At 64.3% G+C, this 18,126-nt stretch carries 20 protein-coding genes; 15 read left to right on the top strand and 5 right to left on the bottom strand.

Annotation, left to right across the window (positions count from 1 at the left end):
- Nucleotides 1-10 precede the first annotated feature (10 nt).
- The 4 genes from cysW to G513_RS0120180 all read right to left on the bottom strand — a co-directional run bounded on the left by cysW (nucleotide 11) and on the right by G513_RS0120180 (nucleotide 3,937).
- On the bottom strand, nucleotides 11-904 hold the full coding sequence (cysW, locus tag G513_RS0120165) for a sulfate ABC transporter permease subunit CysW (RefSeq protein ID WP_022978668.1): 894 nt from the start codon (nucleotides 902-904) through the stop codon (nucleotides 11-13).
- Between the two features lie 132 nt (nucleotides 905-1,036).
- Entirely contained in the window at nucleotides 1,037-1,879 is an 843-nt protein-coding gene (cysT, locus tag G513_RS0120170; RefSeq protein ID WP_022978669.1) for a sulfate ABC transporter permease subunit CysT, read from the bottom strand.
- A 12-nt stretch (nucleotides 1,880-1,891) separates the two neighbouring features.
- On the bottom strand, nucleotides 1,892-2,884 hold the full coding sequence (locus G513_RS0120175) for a sulfate ABC transporter substrate-binding protein (protein WP_022978670.1): 993 nt from the start codon (nucleotides 2,882-2,884) through the stop codon (nucleotides 1,892-1,894).
- 39 nt (nucleotides 2,885-2,923) lie between these two features.
- The gene (locus G513_RS0120180) at nucleotides 2,924-3,937 is read right to left on the bottom strand and encodes a sulfate ABC transporter substrate-binding protein (protein ID WP_022978671.1); all 1,014 of its coding nucleotides are present in this window, start codon (nucleotides 3,935-3,937) and stop codon (nucleotides 2,924-2,926) included.
- Nucleotides 3,938-4,295: 358 nt separating this feature from the next.
- Here G513_RS0120180 and G513_RS24385 point away from each other — a divergent pair, with 358 nt between their 5' ends.
- Entirely contained in the window at nucleotides 4,296-6,848 is a 2,553-nt protein-coding gene (locus tag G513_RS24385; protein ID WP_022978672.1) for a TonB-dependent receptor, read from the top strand.
- 181 nt (nucleotides 6,849-7,029) lie between these two features.
- On the top strand, nucleotides 7,030-8,529 hold the full coding sequence (locus G513_RS24390) for an alginate export family protein (protein WP_033418291.1): 1,500 nt from the start codon (nucleotides 7,030-7,032) through the stop codon (nucleotides 8,527-8,529).
- 18 nt (nucleotides 8,530-8,547) lie between these two features.
- Here the strand turns inward: G513_RS24390 and ygfZ are convergent, their stop codons facing one another.
- Nucleotides 8,548-9,618, bottom strand: coding sequence for a CAF17-like 4Fe-4S cluster assembly/insertion protein YgfZ (gene ygfZ, locus G513_RS0120195; RefSeq protein WP_169560701.1), 1,071 nt, complete (start codon nucleotides 9,616-9,618; stop codon nucleotides 8,548-8,550).
- A 34-nt stretch (nucleotides 9,619-9,652) separates the two neighbouring features.
- On the opposite strand from ygfZ, the gene G513_RS26510 reads away from it, so the two are divergent.
- From G513_RS26510 to ureG, 13 genes are all read left to right on the top strand, one after another.
- Nucleotides 9,653-9,922, top strand: a complete 270-nt coding sequence (locus G513_RS26510) for a DUF1674 domain-containing protein (RefSeq protein ID WP_156891822.1) — start codon at nucleotides 9,653-9,655, stop codon at nucleotides 9,920-9,922.
- Between the two features lie 57 nt (nucleotides 9,923-9,979).
- Nucleotides 9,980-10,378, top strand: coding sequence for a succinate dehydrogenase, cytochrome b556 subunit (gene sdhC / locus G513_RS0120200; RefSeq protein WP_022978675.1), 399 nt, complete (start codon nucleotides 9,980-9,982; stop codon nucleotides 10,376-10,378).
- 117 nt (nucleotides 10,379-10,495) lie between these two features.
- Entirely contained in the window at nucleotides 10,496-10,876 is a 381-nt protein-coding gene (gene sdhD / locus G513_RS0120205; RefSeq protein ID WP_022978676.1) for a succinate dehydrogenase, hydrophobic membrane anchor protein, read from the top strand.
- 5 nt (nucleotides 10,877-10,881) lie between these two features.
- Complete coding sequence (gene sdhA / locus G513_RS0120210; RefSeq protein ID WP_022978677.1) at nucleotides 10,882-12,669, top strand: succinate dehydrogenase flavoprotein subunit; 1,788 nt, start codon at nucleotides 10,882-10,884, stop codon at nucleotides 12,667-12,669.
- 32 nt (nucleotides 12,670-12,701) lie between these two features.
- Nucleotides 12,702-13,205, top strand: coding sequence for a DUF2939 domain-containing protein (locus G513_RS0120215; RefSeq protein ID WP_022978678.1), 504 nt, complete (start codon nucleotides 12,702-12,704; stop codon nucleotides 13,203-13,205).
- A gap of 58 nt (nucleotides 13,206-13,263) precedes the next feature.
- On the top strand, nucleotides 13,264-14,049 hold the full coding sequence (locus G513_RS0120220; RefSeq protein WP_022978679.1) for a succinate dehydrogenase iron-sulfur subunit: 786 nt from the start codon (nucleotides 13,264-13,266) through the stop codon (nucleotides 14,047-14,049).
- 139 nt (nucleotides 14,050-14,188) lie between these two features.
- The gene (locus G513_RS0120225; protein ID WP_022978680.1) at nucleotides 14,189-14,806 is read left to right on the top strand and encodes a glutathione S-transferase family protein; all 618 of its coding nucleotides are present in this window, start codon (nucleotides 14,189-14,191) and stop codon (nucleotides 14,804-14,806) included.
- Between the two features lie 47 nt (nucleotides 14,807-14,853).
- On the top strand, nucleotides 14,854-15,207 hold the full coding sequence (locus G513_RS0120230; protein ID WP_028475808.1) for a YkgJ family cysteine cluster protein: 354 nt from the start codon (nucleotides 14,854-14,856) through the stop codon (nucleotides 15,205-15,207).
- Nucleotides 15,208-15,259: 52 nt separating this feature from the next.
- On the top strand, nucleotides 15,260-15,493 hold the full coding sequence (locus tag G513_RS0120235) for an FAD assembly factor SdhE (protein WP_022978682.1): 234 nt from the start codon (nucleotides 15,260-15,262) through the stop codon (nucleotides 15,491-15,493).
- Nucleotides 15,462-15,935 (top strand): protein YgfX, encoded by a 474-nt coding sequence (locus G513_RS0120240; protein ID WP_022978683.1) that lies wholly within the window; start codon nucleotides 15,462-15,464, stop codon nucleotides 15,933-15,935. Before G513_RS0120235 ends, G513_RS0120240 begins: the two co-directional genes overlap by 32 nt.
- Nucleotides 15,932-16,831: a DNA-3-methyladenine glycosylase family protein gene (locus tag G513_RS24395; protein ID WP_022978684.1), complete on the top strand. Its 900-nt coding sequence runs from the start codon at nucleotides 15,932-15,934 to the stop codon at nucleotides 16,829-16,831. The genes G513_RS0120240 and G513_RS24395 overlap by 4 nt, the downstream gene beginning before the upstream one ends.
- The gene (locus G513_RS26405; RefSeq protein ID WP_022978685.1) at nucleotides 16,828-17,373 is read left to right on the top strand and encodes a methylated-DNA--[protein]-cysteine S-methyltransferase; all 546 of its coding nucleotides are present in this window, start codon (nucleotides 16,828-16,830) and stop codon (nucleotides 17,371-17,373) included. The genes G513_RS24395 and G513_RS26405 overlap by 4 nt, the downstream gene beginning before the upstream one ends.
- Before the next feature lie 115 nt (nucleotides 17,374-17,488).
- Nucleotides 17,489-18,112, top strand: coding sequence for an urease accessory protein UreG (gene ureG / locus G513_RS0120255; protein ID WP_022978686.1), 624 nt, complete (start codon nucleotides 17,489-17,491; stop codon nucleotides 18,110-18,112).
- Nucleotides 18,113-18,126 lie beyond the last annotated feature (14 nt).

An 18,126-nucleotide genomic window follows, 5' to 3' on the forward strand; every position in this document is an offset into this window, starting at 1 on the left:
TGAGGCGTGATCAATGGCGGCGCGTGGCCGCGAGCTGATCGGCGTAGCGCCATTCGAGGAAGGACTTCACCGCCAGGGTCACCATCGCCAGCAGCGCGAGCAGGGACGCGACCGCGAATGCGGAAACGAACTGGTATTCGTTGTAGAGAATCTCGATGTGCAGCGGCATCGTGTTGGTCAGGCCGCGGATGTGGCCGGAGACCACGCTGACCGCGCCGAACTCGCCCATCGCGCGGGCATTGCAGAGCAGCACGCCGTAGAGCAGCGCCCACTTGATGTTCGGCAGGGTGACCTTGGTGAAAGTCTGCCAGCCGGTCGCGCCCAGGCTGAGCGCAGCCTGTTCATCCTCGGTGCCCTGTTCCTGCATCAGCGGAATCAGCTCGCGGGCAATGAACGGGAAGGTCACGAAGATCGTGGCCAGCACGATGCCGGGCGTCGAGAACAGCACCTTGCCGATGTGATCGCCGAACCAGGGCTGAGACCAGCCCTGCGCGCCGAAGATCAGCACGAAGATCAGGCCGGCAACCACTGGCGAGACCGAGAACGGCAGATCGATCATGGTGATCAGCAGTTGCTTGCCGCGGAACTCGAACTTGGTGATCGCCCAGGCCGCGCACAGGCCGAAGACCAGATTCAGCGGCACGGCGATCGCCGCCGCGATGAAGGTCAGCTTGATCGAGGCCAGCGTTTCCGGATCGCCGAACGCGGCGAAGTAGGCGCCTGCGCCCTTGCGCAGCGCTTCGACGAACACCGACAGCAGCGGCAGCAGCAGGAACAGCGACAGGAAACCGAGCGCCGCAGCAATCAGCAGCCAGCGCACCAGCCGCGGTTCATTGATGACCGAGTTGGTTTGCTTGAGCGGTTCGAATGGCAGAAACGCCGCGTCCTTGACGGTGTGATTCATGACCTGCTTCCCGAGACCAGTCTTGGTTTTGTGAGCTGCTGCCCGGCGTCCCTGCCGCGACTTCGCGCGATCGACGACCGCTGGCCCAGCCATCCCTGGCTGGGCGTTCGACGCCGTAGCGAGCGGTGCTCGCTAAACACGTCGCCTCACCCACGCCTGTAACAAGTTGATGGTCAGAAGCAGCAAAAAGGACAACACCAGCATCGTCGCGGCGACGGCAGTCGCGCCCTTGTAGTCGAATTCTTCGAGCTTGATGATGATCAGCAGCGGCGCGATTTCCGAAACCATCGGGAAGTTGCCGGCGATGAAGATCACCGAGCCGTACTCGCCGACGGCGCGCGCAAACGACAGCGCGAAGCCGGTGACCAGCGAGGGAAACACCGCCGGCGCGATGACCCGCAGCACCGTCTGCCAGCGCCGGGCGCCCAGCGTCGCGGCCGCTTCTTCGAGATCGCGTTCCACCTCACGCAGCACCGGTTCGACGGTGCGCACCACGAACGGCAGGCCGATGAAGGTCATCGCCACGATGATGCCGAGCGGCGTGTACGCGACCTTGATGCCGGCCAAGGCCAGCACCGAGCCGATCCAGCCGTTCTCCGAGTACAGCGCGGTCAGCGCGATGCCGGCGACCGCGGTCGGCAGCGCGAACGGCAGATCGATGAAGGCATCGAACAGGCGCTTGCCGGGGAACTCGTAGCGGACGAACACCCAGGCAACGATGGCGCCGAACACCGCATTCAGCACGGCGGCAATCGCGGCGGCACCGAAGCTCAAGCTGAGCGCTGCGAGCACGCGCTCGGAGGTGATGACTTTCCACAGCCCGGCGAAGCCCAGTCCCGAGGCCTTGAAGAACACGCCGGCCAGCGGGATCAGCACGATCAGGCCGAGATAGAACAGCGTGAAGCCGAGGGTCGGCGTCAATCCGGGCATGGTGCGCCGGGTCCGGCGCGGCCGGGGCAAGGCAGTGGCGGTCATCGGTGAGTGGACTTATTTCTTGGCGAACAGCTGATCGAACAGACCGCCGTCCGAGAAATGCACGGACTGTGCCTGTGCCCAGCTGCCGAAACCTTGTTCGACGGTGAACACGTTCACGGCCGGGAAGCGGGCCGCATTGGCTTGCAGCACCTTGTCATCGGCCGGGCGTACACCGTTGGCGGCGAACAGCGCCTGGGCTTCCGGACTGTAGTGGTATTCGAGATAGGCGCGGGCCAGTTCGGCAGTGCCGTGTTTGGCAGCAACCTTGTCGACCACGGCGACCGGGTTGTCGGCGCGCACGGTCAACGAGGGCACCACGACTTCGAAACCGTCCTGGGTGAACTCTTCTCGGGTCAGCGCGATCTCGTTCTCGAAGGTCAGCAGCACATCGCCGACGCCGCGCTGCGCGAAGGTCGTGGTGGCGCCACGGCCACCGGTGTCGAGCACCGGCACGTTGGCGAACAGTTTGCCGACGAAGGCTTTCGCCGCATCGTCATTGCCGCCTGGACGCGTCTTGGCGTACTGCCAGGCAGCCAGGTAGCTGTAGCGGCCGTTGCCCGACGTCTTCGGGTTCGGGATCACCAGCTTGACGCCGGGTTTGACCAGATCGGACCAGTCGCGGATGCCCTTCGGGTTGCCCTTGCGGACGATGAACAGGATCGTCGACCACGACGGGCTGGAAGCCTGCGGAAAGCGCGTCTGCCAGTCCTTGGCCAGCAAGCCGCTGGCGGCGATCGCGTCGATATCCAGCGGGCTGTTCATCGTCACCACGTCGGCTTCGAGGCCGTCGATCACCGCACGCGCCTGTTTCGACGAGCCGCCGTGGGAGACGTTCAAGGTCGGCTCGCTGCCCGTGCGCCGCTTCCATTCAGCGGCGAACGCGGTGTTGTACGACTTGTAGAAAGGCCGGGCGACATCGAACGAAGCATTGAGCAGTTCGGCGGCACCCGGCGAGCTGGTCGCGAGTGCGAGCAGCAGCCCGGCAATGGAGGAGAGAGTTTTCATCGTTTGCGGGGCCGCGAAGCCTGATCTTGGGCTTTGGGCCTACTTGGCCTGGTAGATCTGGTCGAACACGCCGCCATCGGCGAAATGGGTCTTCTGCGCCTTGGCCCAGGAGCCGAAGACGTCGTCGAGCTTGAACAGCGTGGTCTTCGGGAAGCGGGCGAGATCGGCCGGCGCGGCGCTTTCCGGCTTGAACGGCCTCAGATAGTGCTTGGCCGCCAGCTTCTGACCAACCGGCGTGTACAGGAAGTTCAGGTAGGCCTCGGCCTCGGCGCGCGAGCCATGCTTGTCGACGTTCTTGTCGACCAGCGCCACCGGCGGTTCGGCGAGGATCGAATAGTTGGGGGTGATGATGTCGAACTTGTCCGGGCCCAGTTCCTCGATCGACAGCAGGGCTTCGTTCTCCCAGGAGATCAGCACGTCGCCGAGGCCACGCTGGACGAAGGTGGTGGTCGAACCGCGGGCGCCGGTATCGAGCACCGGCACGTTCTTGTACAGGCTGGTAACGAAGGCCTGGGCCTTGGCGGCGTCACCGCCGTTGTTCTTCAGCGCGTAGCCCCAGGCGGCGAGGTAGTTCCAGCGCGCACCGCCACTGGTCTTCGGGTTCGGGGTGATCACCGAGATGCCCGGCTTGATCAGATCGGACCAGTCCTTGATGCCCTTCGGATTGCCCTTGCGGACCAGGAACACGATCGTCGAGGTGTACGGCGAAGAATTGTTCGGCAGGCGCTTCTGCCAGTCGGCCGGCAACAGGCCGCCCTTTTCCGAGATCGAGTCGATGTCGTAGGCCAGCGCCAGGGTGACGACATCGGCTTCGAGGCCGTCGATCACCGCACGCGCCTGTTTGCCGGAGCCGCCATGCGAGGCCTGCACGGTGGTCGACTTGCCGGTCTTCGCCTTCCAGTCGGCGGCGAACTGCGCGTTGATGTCCTTGTAGAACTCGCGGGTGGGGTCGTAGCTGACATTCAGCAGGTCGGCGTGAGCGGCCGCGCCGCCCAGCAGAAAGGCAGCGGCAGCGAGGCGGACGGCGCGGAGCGCCAGCAGGCGGGTGGTCATGGAGATTCCGGAATTCTGTAAGGACTGGGACGAGGGTGTTCGCCGCTGACGGCAGCGGAAGACGGTGAATTATTCGCAGACCATTATGTAATTCAAAAGACTTACAAAGTTCTTTTTAAGCTTTCAATCGAATAATGCTGACAAACCCGATGCGGTCATTGCAAGACCGTGCTGGCTGCCTAGATCGTCCGTCCGGCGGGCCGATGACGACCGGCCAGGTCAAGCAAAGGTCAAGTTTTCGACGAAAGGAGGGAACTTATTTATATAGAGATAATGGATATTAAAATTTTGCTTTTAATATCGTTAATGTCAGCGCCCATCGGGTTCCCCCTCCGATTGATCTCCAGCCCTGACCACGATGAAAAGCCAAGACCAAACGATTTCGATTGCAGCGGCGACCACGCCGAATTCCGGCAAGCCGGACGCTCGCCAGCCCCGCCGGCGCCTGACCCTGGGCTCAGCCGCCTCGGTTGCGTTGCTCTATCTCTGGGCAGCGCCGGCCCTTGCCCAGGAGCTCGCCCAGAGTGCTGTGGTGCCGCCTGCCGCGCAGCCTGGCGACGCCGCCCAGCCGGCTTCGGAATCGGCAGCCGGCGTCGAAGTGGCGCAGACCGAGGTCGCGAAAGCCGAGGTAACGCCCGGCAACAGCCCCGCCGTGCTCGACGAGGTGCAGGTCACCGCGCGCCGCAAGACCGAAAGCCTGCAGAAAGTGCCGATCGCGGTATCGGTCATAAACGGCGATTTCCTCAACCAGACCGGCGCCTTCAACGTCAATCGCCTGAAGGAAGCGCTGCCGAGCGTGCAGTTCTACTCGACCAATCCGCGCAACTCCGCGCTCAACATCCGTGGTCTCGGTGCGCCGTACGGCTTGACCAACGACGGCATCGAACAGGGCGTCGGCCTTTACATCGACGGCGTCTATTTCGCCCGTCCGGCCGCTGCCACGCTCGACTTCATCGACGTCGAGCAGATCGAAGTGCTGCGTGGCCCGCAGGGCACGCTCTACGGCAAGAACACCACGGCCGGCGCCGTCAACGTCACCACCAAGAAGCCGAGCTTCACGCCGGGTTCGGCGGTCGAGTTGTCATACGGCAACTACGGCTACGTGCAGGGCAAGGCCTCGCTGACCGGCCCGCTGACCGACGATATCGCCGCCCGCATCTCGTTCTCCGGCACCCAGCGCGACGGCTTCCTCTACAACGTTGCCACCCAGGATGACGTCAACGACCTCAGCAATCTCGGCATTCGCGGGCAGATTCTCTACAACGTCCTCGACAACCTGAGCCTGACTTTCGCCGGTGACTGGACGCGCCAGCGGCCCGAGGGCTACACGCAGGTGGTGGCGGGTGTCGCGCCGACCCTGCGTGCAGAGAACCGCCAGTACGCCGCCATCGCGGCCTCGTTGAACTACACGCCGCCGAGCTTCAATGCCTTCGATCGTCTGACTGATGTCGGCTCGCCGATCCAGTCCTACCAGGACCTCGGTGGCGGCTCGCTGACCGCCGACTGGGACACGGGATACGGCAAGTTCACCTCGATCTCCGCCTATCGCGTCTGGGATTGGCGTCCGTCGAATGATCGCGATTTCATCGGTCTGCCGGTCAATACCGTTTCGGCCGCCACGTCCTACCAGGAGCAGCTGTCGCAGGAATTCCGCTTTGCCGGGGACATCAACGACGATCTGAACTACGTCGTCGGCCTGTTCGGTTTCCATCAGGTCATCAAGTCCAACCCGGTGCAGACCACCGCGCTCGGCTCGGCCGCTTCACGCTGGCTGCTGGCCGGCACTGCCAATGCCAGCAACTCGGCCCTGCTCGATGGCCTGACCCAGCGTCTCAGCGTCCGGTCCGTGTTCGACAGCGCCGCACTGTTCGGCCAGCTGGAGTGGAAGCTGACCGACCAGATCCGCGTGTTGCCTGGCCTCCGGCTGAATTACGACCGCAAGAAGATCAACTACGACGCACAGGTCTCCGGCGGTCAGGACACCTCCAACGATCCTGCACTGCGTGCCGTGCAGCTCGCCCAGCTGCCGCAGCAGACCTACGCTGACGATATCGATGACACCAATGTCTCGGGGCAGATCACGCTGGCCTACAACCCGATCGAGGACGTCGACACTTACGCCACCTATTCGCGCAGCTTCAAGACGGTGGGCTTGAACACGGCGGGCGTTCCGAACATTCCCGGCACCAGCAATCCGGATTTGAGCCTGGCCACGATCAAGCCGGAAAAGGTGGCCCACTACGAGATCGGCATCAAGACCCGGCCGTTCCGTAGAGTCACCGTCAACCTGGCGGCATTCAATACCGACATCAAGGACTTCCAGGCGCAGGTGCAGGACAACTCGGCGGCGACCTCGCGTGGCTACCTCGCCAATGCCGACAAGGTGCGGGTCCGCGGTGTCGAGTTCGACAGCAACGCCCGCTTCGGCGAGCACGTCAGCGTTTACGCGGCGGCGACCTACACCGACGGCAAGTACCGCAAGTTCACCAACGCTCCGCTGTCACTCGAGAACACGGGAAGGCCGCGTCCGAACGATGTCGAGGACATCTCCGGCAGCCGCCTGCCGGGCATATCGAAGTTTGCGACCAGCCTCGGAGGCGAACTGTTCACGCCGGGCAGCTTCCTGGGCCGCGCTGGCGATTACTTCACGGGCGCCGATTTCAGCTACCGCTCCGGCTTCTCGTCGTCGGCCACGCCTTCGGATTACCTGAACGTGGACGGCTACGAACTGGTCAACGCCCGGATCGGCTTCCGCAGCTCGAAGGGCTGGGATCTGTACTTCTGGACCCGCAACCTGTTCGACAAGCACTACTACGAACTGCTGTCGCCGGGCTTTGGCGGCACCGGTCTGTACGTCGGCCAGCCGGGCGATCCGCGCACCTTCGGCGTGACCTTCCGCGCCGAGTTCTGAAGCTGGTCCAAGAGGCTCGAGAGGCCCGCTTCCGGAAACACCGGGGGCGGGCTTTTTTATGCGATTGCCGACTGAAGGGCTGGCATATCGACCTGGAAAAAATGCAAAATATGAATATTGAATTTATCTTTAATTCCGGAAAGCGATGAAGAGTTCTGCAAGTTTCGCGAAAATCTCGCCCATGCTGCGCCTGACGGTGTCGGTGCTTGCCTTTTCGGCGCTCGGTTTCGCGCCGCTGACGGCATCGGCCACGGATGCCGAACCGGTTGCCGGAGACGCCCCTGCCGCAACCGAAGTCGTCGCGGCACCACCAGCGGAGACCGCGCCTGCACAGGAAGCGAAAGCGGAACAGCCCGAGTCGCATAACTATTACGTCGAGCGGCGCAGCTACGGCACCAAGCGGGTCAGCGAACCGCCGCCGTACGTCAAGCAGCTGAACCAGACCTGGCTCGGCGAGATCGACGGCTTCAAAGACATCGACTGGCTCGACATCGGCCTCGATCACCGCACCCGCTTCGAGATTCGCGACAACGATTTCCGCCGCAACATCAACACGGTCGATCAGCCGTTCCTGCTGCGCACGCGCGCTTACCTGGCAGTGAAGAACAAGTTCGATCCGCTGCGCTTCACGGTCGAGATCAGCGACGCCCGCCGCTTCAACAGCGACTTCCCGCGCGACGTCCGCGATTCCAATTTCCAGGAACCGATCCAGCTCTGCGGCGAGCTGTTCTTCAAGCAGTCCTGGGTCGCAGACAAGCAACTCAGTCTGAAATTCGGCCGCCAGGCATTCGAGTACACCGATCGCCGCCTGCTGGCCCGCAACGAGTTCCGCAACACCACCAACAACTTCGATGGCATCCGGGCGATCCTCGGCAAGCAGTCGGATGAATGGCAGCTCGACGCGCTGCTGCTGCAGCCGATCCTTCGCGATGACAACGGCTTCGACAAGCGTGACAAGGCCAACACTTTGCTTGGCCTGATCGGCGACTACCGCGGCATTTCCCAGTACATCACCCTGCAGCCGCTGTACCTGGTGCTGAAGCAGGACGGCAAGAAGGTTTCCACCGGCATCGAGCGCGAAATCCACACGATCGGCCTGCGCGGCTACGGCATCGTCGGCAAGACCGGCTTCGACTACGACTTCTCGTACAACAAGCAGGTCGGCAACGATGGCCCGCGCGAGCACGATGCGCTCGGCTACACCGGGGAACTCGGCTACACCTTCGCGCAGCCGTGGAAACCGCGACTCAGCGCCGCCTGGAACTACGGTTCCGGCGACGACAATCCCAACGATCAGCAGAGCGGCCGCTTCGAACGCCTGTTCGGTTTCGCCCGGCCGTTCTCGCAGGACGACTACTTCCAGTTCGAGAACATCGAAGCGACCAAGCTGCACTTCGAGCTGACGCCGTCGAAGACCGTGCAATGGGATGCCGGTTTCAGCTGGTACTCGCTGAACTCGGCGACCGATCGCTGGAACAACGCCGGCCTGCGTGATCCGACCGGCCAGAGCGGCACCTACGTCGGCCATGAGGCCGATACGCGGCTGGTCTGGACACCGTCGCGCTACTTCCAGACCGAGCTGCTGTACGCCTATTTCAAGTCCGGCACCTTCGCCGAGAACGCCGGCCGGGGCGGTACGTCGAACCTGTTCTTCGCGCAGTTCACGTTCAGCGCGTTCTGAACGGGCGCCGCGGCCGGATCAGCGCAGCAGCGCGAGTTCCGGGCCGTCGGCGCTGCCGATGCGCAGGGCGGTGGAATCCTGCTGACTGGTCTGCAATACCACCAGCAGGGCCTGGCCACCGTCCGGGTGCAGGGCGGTGTCGAGGACATCGCCGACGCTCTGGCCTTCGCTGCCGGCAAGCACCACCGGCGCACCGCGGGCGATCGTGGCAGCTGAGCTGCGGCCGATGAACATGCGCCGCTTGAGATTGCCGAGGTAGTGCAGCCGGGCGACGATTTCCTGGCCCGGATAGCAGCCCTTGGTGAAGCTGATGCCGTCGAGCTGATCGATGTTCATCATCTGGGCGACATGCTGCTCGCGGGTTTCCGGGTGCAGCGCCGGGAAGCCGGCGAGGATGTCGGTCAGCCGCCAGGCCTCGGTGCCGACCGCCTGCGCATGAGCGGCCAGCTTCGGCCACAGCGCTGCCAGACGTTCGGACGGGCCGTGCAGCGAATAGCGATTCTGCGGCCCGCGCCGACGCATGATGACGATGCCGTCGACCTCCGCACACAGGCACAGCACGCTCGGCACCAGTAGGCCGGCGGCTTCGAGCACGCGATCGGCATTCGGGCCGGCGACGCCGATCGAAATCGCCTCGGCGCCCGCATCTTCCAGCGTCACCTTCGAGCGCATAACGAACATGCGCAGGCGCTTCAGGGTCTCTGCCAGGACGCTGCGGCTGGTTTCCAGCCAGATGTCGTCGCCATGGCGAAGGGCCACGAAGATCGCCAGCACGCGACCTTTCGGCGTCGAATAGCTGGCGAGCTGGCCGCGGCTCGGGGTGAGCTCGCGAATATCGCTGCTCAGCTGGCCCTGCAGGAAGGCATCACGATCGGTACCGCGAACCCGGATGGTGCCGCGATCGGCGAGCGGGGCGATCACATCGGCGCTCAGTGCGGCCGCCGCTTCGGCACGGCGATCGCCGAAATCGGGCAGGCCATCGGCGCCGATGCTGGCGCCGAACTGATTCAGCCAGTCGAAACCGGGGGGCAGCCCCGAGGGCAAACCCGGGGGTAGGGGGGCGGCGACCGGCGGCGTCTCATGGGGCATTAGAGCGTTCAAGTGACACATTTCGTTGCCATCAATGCGTGAATTTTGTCACACTAGCGGGGTTAAGCAGACCTCATTGATCGTGACCTCCACTATCCCACCCGCTGCCCCTGCCGTGACCGACAACGCGTCGGTCGTCGTACCGCAGGACGTGTCCAGCGTATCGGGATCGGCATCTGCCACTCCGCAGGGAACGACTATCGTTCCTCCGGCTGTGGTTCCCGAACTCGGAGGGCGCCGCGATGGCACCGATCCGACGCGCTTCGGTGACTGGGAAAAGGGTGGTCGTTGCATCGACTTCTAGCCGCGGACCATCGATACCAGCGTCCGCACGCCAATCCCCCACAGGAACCTTGATGCCATGTCCGTGAAGCCCGCGTCGTCCAATCGCCCGCTGTCGCCGTTCATGATCGGCCCGTATTACAAGCCGCAGCTGACGTCGATGCTGTCGATCACCCACCGTCTGACCGGCCTCGCGCTGGCCTTCGGCACGATCTTCATCGCCGCCTGGGTCACCGCCGCCGCGACCAGCCCGGAGGTTTACGGTCAGTTCGCCTGGGCCGCCAACAGCATCATCGGCAAGCTGTTGCTGATCGCCTACACCTGGGCACTGGTCTATCACCTGTGCAATGGCATTCGCCACTTGTTCTGGGACACCGGCCGCGGCTTCGCGCTGAAATCGGCCTACGCCAGCGGCTACGCCGTGGTCGGCGCCTCGGTGGTGCTGACCGCCGTGATCTGGATCGCCGCCTACGTTTGAATTTCCTGTCCAAGACCCGGCCATCCATGGCCTGGACTGTTCAATGGAACATTCTGGTCGAGATAGCGCCATCCACGGCGCGGAATGTTCAAAAAATCACTTTATTGGGAGAGTGCTATGAGTCTTAGATCCCCGCTGTCCCAGGCCCGCGGCCTGGGTTCGGCCAAGGACGGTGTCGGTCACTGGTGGATGCAGCGGATGACCGCCATCGCCCTGATTCCGCTGTCGCTGTGGTTCGTGTTCAGCCTGGTCCGCTTTCCGCTGCTCGACCACGCGACGATGGTTGCCTGGATTCACGCGCCGCTGGTCGCCGTGGCGCTGGTGCTGTTCTTCCTCGCGATGTTCTATCACGCAGCCCTCGGCGTTCAGGTGGTGATCGAGGATTACGTCGGCAATGAAGGCGTGAAGCTGGTCAGCATCGTGGTGACCAAGTTCGCGCTGTTCGCATTCGGCGCAGCGGCCATCTTCGCCGTGCTCAAGATCGCCTTCGGAGCCTGATTCAAATGACTTACAACATTGTTCATCACGAATACGACGTCGTTGTCGTCGGCGCCGGCGGCGCTGGCTTGCGTGCCACCGTCGGCCTGTCCCAGGCCGGCCTGCGCACCGCCAACCTGACCAAGGTGTTCCCGACCCGTTCGCACACCGTTGCAGCCCAGGGCGGCATCTCCGCCGCACTCGCCAACATGGGCGAGGACGACTGGCGCTGGCACATGTACGACACCATCAAGGGCTCCGACTGGCTCGGCGACCAGGATGCGATCCAGTACATGTGCCGCGAAGCGATCCCGGCGATCATCGAACTCGAACACTGGGGCGTGCCGTTCTCGCGCACCCCGGAAGGCAAAATCTACCAGCGTCCGTTCGGTGGCATGACCACCAACTACGGCGAAGGCACCGCGCAGCGCACCTGTGCTGCCGCTGACCGCACCGGCCACGCGATGCTGCACTCGCTGTACCAGCAGAGCCTCAAGAACAAGGCCGAGTTCTTCATCGAATACTTCGCCCTGGATCTGCTGACCGATGCCGATGGCTCGGTGCACGGCGTGCTGGCCTGGGATCTGGCCACCGGCAGCCTGCATCGCTTCCGCGCCAAGCAGGTCATCCTCGCCACCGGCGGCTACGGCCGCGCATATTTCTCGGCGACTTCGGCGCACACCTGCACCGGCGACGGCAATGCCATGGCGCAGCGCGCCGGCATTCCGCTGCAGGACATGGAGTTCGTGCAGTTCCACCCGACCGGCATCTACGGCTCGGGCTGCCTGATCACCGAAGGCGCGCGCGGCGAGGGTGGTTACCTCACCAACTCGAAGGGCGAGCGCTTCATGGAGCGTTACGCGCCGAACCGCAAGGATCTCGCGTCGCGTGACGTCGTTTCGCGCTCGATGACCATCGAAATCCGCGAAGGCCGCGGCGTCGGTGCCGAATCGGATCACATCCATCTGCATCTCGAACATCTCGGTCCGGACGTGCTGCACAAGCGTCTGCCGGGCATTTCCGAGACGGCGAAGATCTTCGCCAATGTCGACGTCACCAAGGAGCCGATCCCGGTGCTGCCGACCGTCCACTACAACATGGGCGGCATCCCGACCAACTTCTACGGCGAAGTGGTCACCAGCCATGACGGCCAGACCGATACCATCATCCCGGGCCTGATGGCCGTCGGCGAAGCGGCCTGCGTGTCGGTGCACGGCGCCAACCGCCTCGGCTCGAACTCGCTGCTCGATCTCGTCGTCTTCGGCCGCGCGGCTGCGCTGCACGCGGCGACCATCGTCAAGCCGGGTGCCAAGCACGGCAAGATTTCGGCCGCGTCGGAAGAGCAGGCGATTGCCCGTTTCGACAAGCTGCGTCACTCGAACACCGGTGCGCGCGGCACGGCGGAAATTCGTCTGGAAATGCAGAAGACGATGCAGAGCCACGCGGCGGTGTTCCGCACCTCGACTTCGCTGACCGAAGGCGTGGCGAAGATGAAGAAGACCATCGAATCGTTCGCCGACGTGAAAGTCAGCGACAGTTCGCTGGTCTGGAATTCGGACCTGATGGAAACCCTGGAACTCGACAACCTGCTCGGTCAGGCTCTGGTCACGGTGGCTTCCGCCGAGAACCGCCATGAATCGCGTGGCGCCCACGCCCACGAGGATTTCCCGGATCGCAGCGACAGCGAGTGGACCAAGCACACGCTGGCCTGGCGGCCTGAGGCAACGAGCGTTGCCTTCGGCTATCGCCCGGTGCACATGACCGTGCTCGATGACGAAGCCAAGGTCATCCCGCCGCAGAAGCGCACCTACTAAGGTCCGCGAACGAGCATGACCGGAAAGCACTCATGAATCGCGGCCTGATCATCGGCGTGGTCGTGGTGCTGCTGATCGCCGTGATGGCGGTCCTGGTGTCGCCGCTGCTCGGCCTGCAGGGCTTGCGCGATGCCCTGGCGTCGCGCAACGGCGAAGCGCTGGCCGAGCATGTCGATGCCGATCGTCTGCGCAGCAACGTCGGCGCGCGCATCCACGCGCGCTACGCGCAGACCGGCGTCAAGGTGCCGGTGGAGCCGCTGGTCGAACGCCTGCTGACACCGGCTGGTCTGGTCGCCGCGATCTGCGATGGCGGCGCGCTGACGGTGCAGGGCACGGTGCCGACCAATTGCGACATTCACGGTGGTCTGGGCGATGTCCGCTTCGAATCCGCCAATCGTTTCAGCGCCGCGCTGAGCCGCAGTGGTCAGGTCGCGGCGACCATCGTCATGGATCGCGCCGGCCTGCGCTGGCGGCTGGTGGACATCGTGTTGCCGGCCGCCGCCTATGACCAGCTCAAAGATGCTGTCCTGAACTAGCACTTCTTTTCAGATTCCCAATCAGATTCAAATTCAGATTCAACTTAGGAGCAACCTCATGGCACAGCTCACCCTTCCGAAGAACTCGACGATCGACCGCAGCGCCGGCAAGGTTTTCAAGGCGCCGGCCGGCACCAAGAACGTTCGCGCGTTCAAGATCTATCGCTACGATCCGGACACCCAGGCCAATCCACGCGTCGATACCTACGAGATCGACATGGACAAGTGCGGCCCGATGGTTCTCGACGCGCTGATCAAGATCAAGAGCGAGATGGACGCCAGCCTGACCTTCCGCCGCAGCTGTCGCGAAGGCATCTGCGGCTCCTGCGCGATGAACATCGACGGCACCAACACCCTGGCCTGCACCAAGGCCTGCGACGAGGTGAAGGGTGAGGTCAAGATCTACCCGCTGCCGCACATGCCGGTGATCAAGGACCTGATTCCGGACCTGACCCATTTCTACGCCCAGTACGCGTCTGTCGAGCCGTGGCTGAAGACCGACACGCCAGCGCCGACCCGCGAGCGCCTGCAGAGCGAGGAAGACCGCGCCAAGCTCGACGGCCTGTACGAGTGCATCCTGTGCGCCTGCTGCTCGACCAGCTGCCCGAGCTACTGGTGGAACGGCGACCGCTACCTCGGCCCAGCCGTGCTGATGGCCGCCTACCGCTGGCTGGTCGATTCCCGCGACGAAGCCACCGGCGAGCGTCTGGACCAGCTCGAAGATCCGTTCAAGCTCTATCGCTGCCACACGATCATGAACTGCGCGAAGACCTGCCCGAAGGGTCTGAACCCGGCGCTGGCGATTGCCGAGACGAAGAAGATGCTGGTCGAGCGTCGCGGCTAGAAGCAGCATGCGTTGCCCTCAGAGGCGGCCTTCGGGCCGCCTTTTTCGTTGGCGCAGAAAAAGCGCGCACCCCTGTCGATTTCGGGTCTGCCCGTTCGTCGAGTCATGGAAGCCATCACCATTCGAACGGAGAACGAGCATGAAGATCTACTGGTTCAAGGCGCAGGCGCCGCTGCGGGTCCTGGCGCTGGTCAAGCATCTCGGCATCGAGGCCGAGCTGGTCGAAGTCGACATGATGGCCGGCGGGCTCAGGGCGCCGGATTACGCAGCGCTCAATCCCAACCTGAAAGCCCCGACCCTGGTCGACGGCGATCAGGCGCTGTGGGAATCGTCGGCGATCATGGCGGCGCTGTGCATCAGGGCGGGCTCCGATCTGTGGCCGGCGAACGATCCGGCGGAGCAAGTGGAAGTGCTGCGCTGGCTATCGTGGAACGACGGTCACTGGGCGCAGGCGGTCGGGCCGTTCTACTTCGAGCACGTCGTCAAGGCAACGTTTGGTATCGGGCCGGCGGATGTCGAAGGCCTGAAATCGGGCGTTGCGGATGTCCTCAAATTCGCGAGAGTGCTGGACGGCCATCTGGCCGGCCGCAGCCATGTCGCCTGCGGCCGGCTGACCATCGCCGACTTCCAGCTGGCTTCGATGGCGCGCTACTGGCGGGAATCGCAGATGCCGCTGTCCGGCTTCACCAACATCGTTCGCTGGCTCGACGGCCTGATGCAGATTCCGGCCTGGGCCGATCCCTGGCCCGCGAAATAGGTAGCCTGTGCCCGGGCCAAAGTGCAGCGGGAACCATCGACATGAGTCTGAGCGACGACGATCGTGAGATCGACACGCTGCGCAAGCAGATTCCGTCATTCGCATGCCGGTCCGGCTGCCATGACTGCTGCGGCCCGGTCACTGCGTCGTCGACCGAGATGGCGCGGTTGCCGCGCAAGAGTTCAGCGGCGCGCGATGCAGCGCTGGCCGAACTGAGTTGCACGCATCTCGGCGAGAACGGCTGCACGGTCTACGACGAGCGGCCGCTGATCTGCCGCCTGTTCGGCACCACGCCGCGGCTGCCGTGCCCGAATGGCGCGCGGCCGGAAGTGATGATCGATCCGAAAGTCGAGCAGCAGATTCACTGGTTTGCGCGGCGCACGCGGCAGGTGCTGGTGTAGCGACCGCACCATCAGGCGATAATCCGCCACCCCCTTTCCACCCCTCCCATCCATGAGCGATCTCGCCCGTCTCCGCTTCCTGTGCCGCCGCGGCATGAAGGAACTCGATGTGCTGTTCGGCGGCTATCTCGCCCGCCATTACGAGACCGCCAGCCCCGACGACCAGTGGGTATTCCTGCGCCTGCTCGAATGCGAAGACCCGGATCTCTGGGCCTGGATCATCGGCCAGACCCCGCCTCCTACCCCATACGCCCATGTCATCGAACAGCTTCAGCGCAACGATTGATCTGCGTCCGCGCGCCAGCCTGCGTGGTCTGCAGGGGCTGGTGATCGTCCATATCGTCGCCGCGGCGCTGGTCTTTGCCGCGCAGCCGCCGGACAGCTCCGGCCTGCTGCTGTCCGGCCTGTTGATGCTGTCCTGGTTCAGCCTGCGCCGGCATACCTTGCTCGGCTTCGGGCCGAAGGCGCTGACCCGGCTGACCTGGCATGCAGCGGACCACACCGGCAGCGCGAAGTGGACCGTCGAGAACGGCAACGGCGCGTCCTTCGAGGCGACCTTGCTGCCGTCGAGCATCGTCAAAAGCCAGCTGATGCTGCTGAACTTCCAGCTCGCTGACGGCGTGCGCCGCAGCCGCGCGCTGTTCGGTGACGAGGCCGACCCGGAACTGTTGCGCCGTCTGCGCGCACGTCTGCTGTCCGGCGAAGCCCTGGCCAAGCCGAAGACGTGAGCGGTGACTCCTTGCGGCTGACGCTCGACTATCAGCCGCCGCTGGCCTGGGACGCGCTGCTCGGCTTTCTCGGCGGCCGTGGTGCGGCCGGTGTCGAAGCGGTGGTCGATGGCCGTTATCTGCGCACCGTCAATCTGGCCGGCGCGCGTGGCTGGCTCGCGGTGTCGGCCACGAAAAGGGTCGATCAGCTGGCCGTCGAGCTGTCGCCATCGCTGGAGCCGGTGCTGCCGCTGCTGACCGCGAAGCTGCGCCAGCTGCTCGATCTCGAAGCCGATCCGATCGCAATCGCCGCCGTGCTCGGCCGGGATGCGCGGCTGGCGCCGGTGATCAATGCAACACCTGGCCTGAGAGTGCCCGGCGGTTTCGACGGCTTCGAGCTGGTGCTGCGCGCCATCGTTGGCCAGCAGGTCACGGTCAAGGCGGCGACCACCTTGTTCAGCCGCTTCGCCGCAGCGTTCGGCGAGCCGGTGGCAACACCATTCGCCGAGCTGAAGTTCTTCAGTCCCAAGGCCGCGCTGATCGCCGACGCCGAGCTGCAGACCCTGATCAATCTCGGCCTGACCCAGCGTCGCGCGACCAGCATCCACGCCGTCGCCAAAGCCTATGTCGCCGGCCAACTGGTGCTCGAGCCGGGCTGCGATCACGCCGTCGAGCTGGAACGTTTCCGCGCGATTCCCGGCATTGGCCACTGGACGTCGAACTATGTCGCGATGCGCGCGCTCCGTGATGCGGACGCGTTCCCGACCGGCGATCTGGCGCTGTGCAACGCCCTCGGCGGCATCAAGCCGAAAGCGGCCGATGCCGCCGCCGAAGCCTGGCGGCCGTACCGTGCCTACGCGGCGCTGTATCTGTGGCGCTTGCTGCGCATGGGCACCAACACCGAGGCCGGCGGATGAGCCTGAGCAAGCACGAACTGAAGCAGGCAGTGGCCGGCGTGACCGCGACGACAGCGAAGCCGGCAACGATCTACTGCATCACGCCGAGCCCGATCGGCGAGCTGCTGCTGTTCGGCAATGGTCGGGCTTTACAGGGCCTTTATATGGAGAGCCAGGAGGTCTGGCCACAGAAGCAGCCGGACTGGCGCTGGGACGAGGCGCCGTTCAAGGCGGTGATCACGCAGCTGCGCGAATACTTCGATCGCAAGCGAACGAGCTTCGATCTGCCGCTGGCGCCGGTCGGCACCGCGTTCCAGCAAAGAGTCTGGACCGCACTGCTGGAGCTTCCCTTCGGCGTCACCACCAGCTACGGCGAACTGGCGACTCGGCTCGGCGATGCCAAGGCTTCGCGCGCCGTAGGCCTCGCCAACGGCCGCAATCCGATCTCGATCATCGTGCCCTGCCATCGGGTGATCGGCGCCAACGGCAATCTCACCGGTTACGGCGGCGGCCTGGAACGCAAGGAATGGCTGCTGCGCCATGAAGGCGCGCTGCTGCTTTGAGCCTGAGGGACGCAGGGCAATACGTCATCCGCCCCCGCGCAGCACGGCCACCGTGGTATGACCATTGCTGCAAGCTGCAGTGACTTCTTCAGCACCGAATCAGGACGAACGAACAATGACGACACGGACCGAAGCACTGCGGCTGGGCGTGGGCGGGCCAGTGGGCTCGGGCAAGACCGCGCTGGTCGACAGCCTGTGCAAGCGCATGCGCGCCGACTACAACATCGCCGTGGTCACCAATGACATCTACACCCGCGAGGATCAGGAATTCCTGATCCGCAGCGCAGCACTGGCGCCGGAGCGCATCCGCGGTGTCGAGACCGGCGGCTGCCCGCACACGGCGATCCGCGAAGATGCCTCGATGAACCTCGCGGCGATCGACGAGCTGAACAAGGACTTCGCCGACCTCGATCTGATCATCGTCGAGAGCGGCGGCGACAACCTCGCCGCGACCTTCAGCCCCGAGTTGTCCGACCTCACGCTGTACGTGATCGACGTCGCCGCCGGTGACAAGATTCCGCGCAAGGGCGGGCCGGGCATCACCAAATCCGATCTGCTGATCATCAACAAGATCGACCTGGCGCCCTACGTCGGCGCGTCGCTCGAAGTGATGGATCGCGACGCGAAGAAGATGCGCGGCGAGCGGCCGTTCGTGTTCACCAACCTGAAGACCGGCGTGGGGCTGGACGAGGTGGTCGCGTTCATTGTTCGGCAGGGGATGCTGGCAGCCACAGCCTGAGCCGGAAAAAGTCT

Origin of the sequence: Nevskia ramosa DSM 11499, from assembly GCF_000420645.1 — a bacterium.
Classification (GTDB): domain Bacteria; phylum Pseudomonadota; class Gammaproteobacteria; order Nevskiales; family Nevskiaceae; genus Nevskia; species Nevskia ramosa.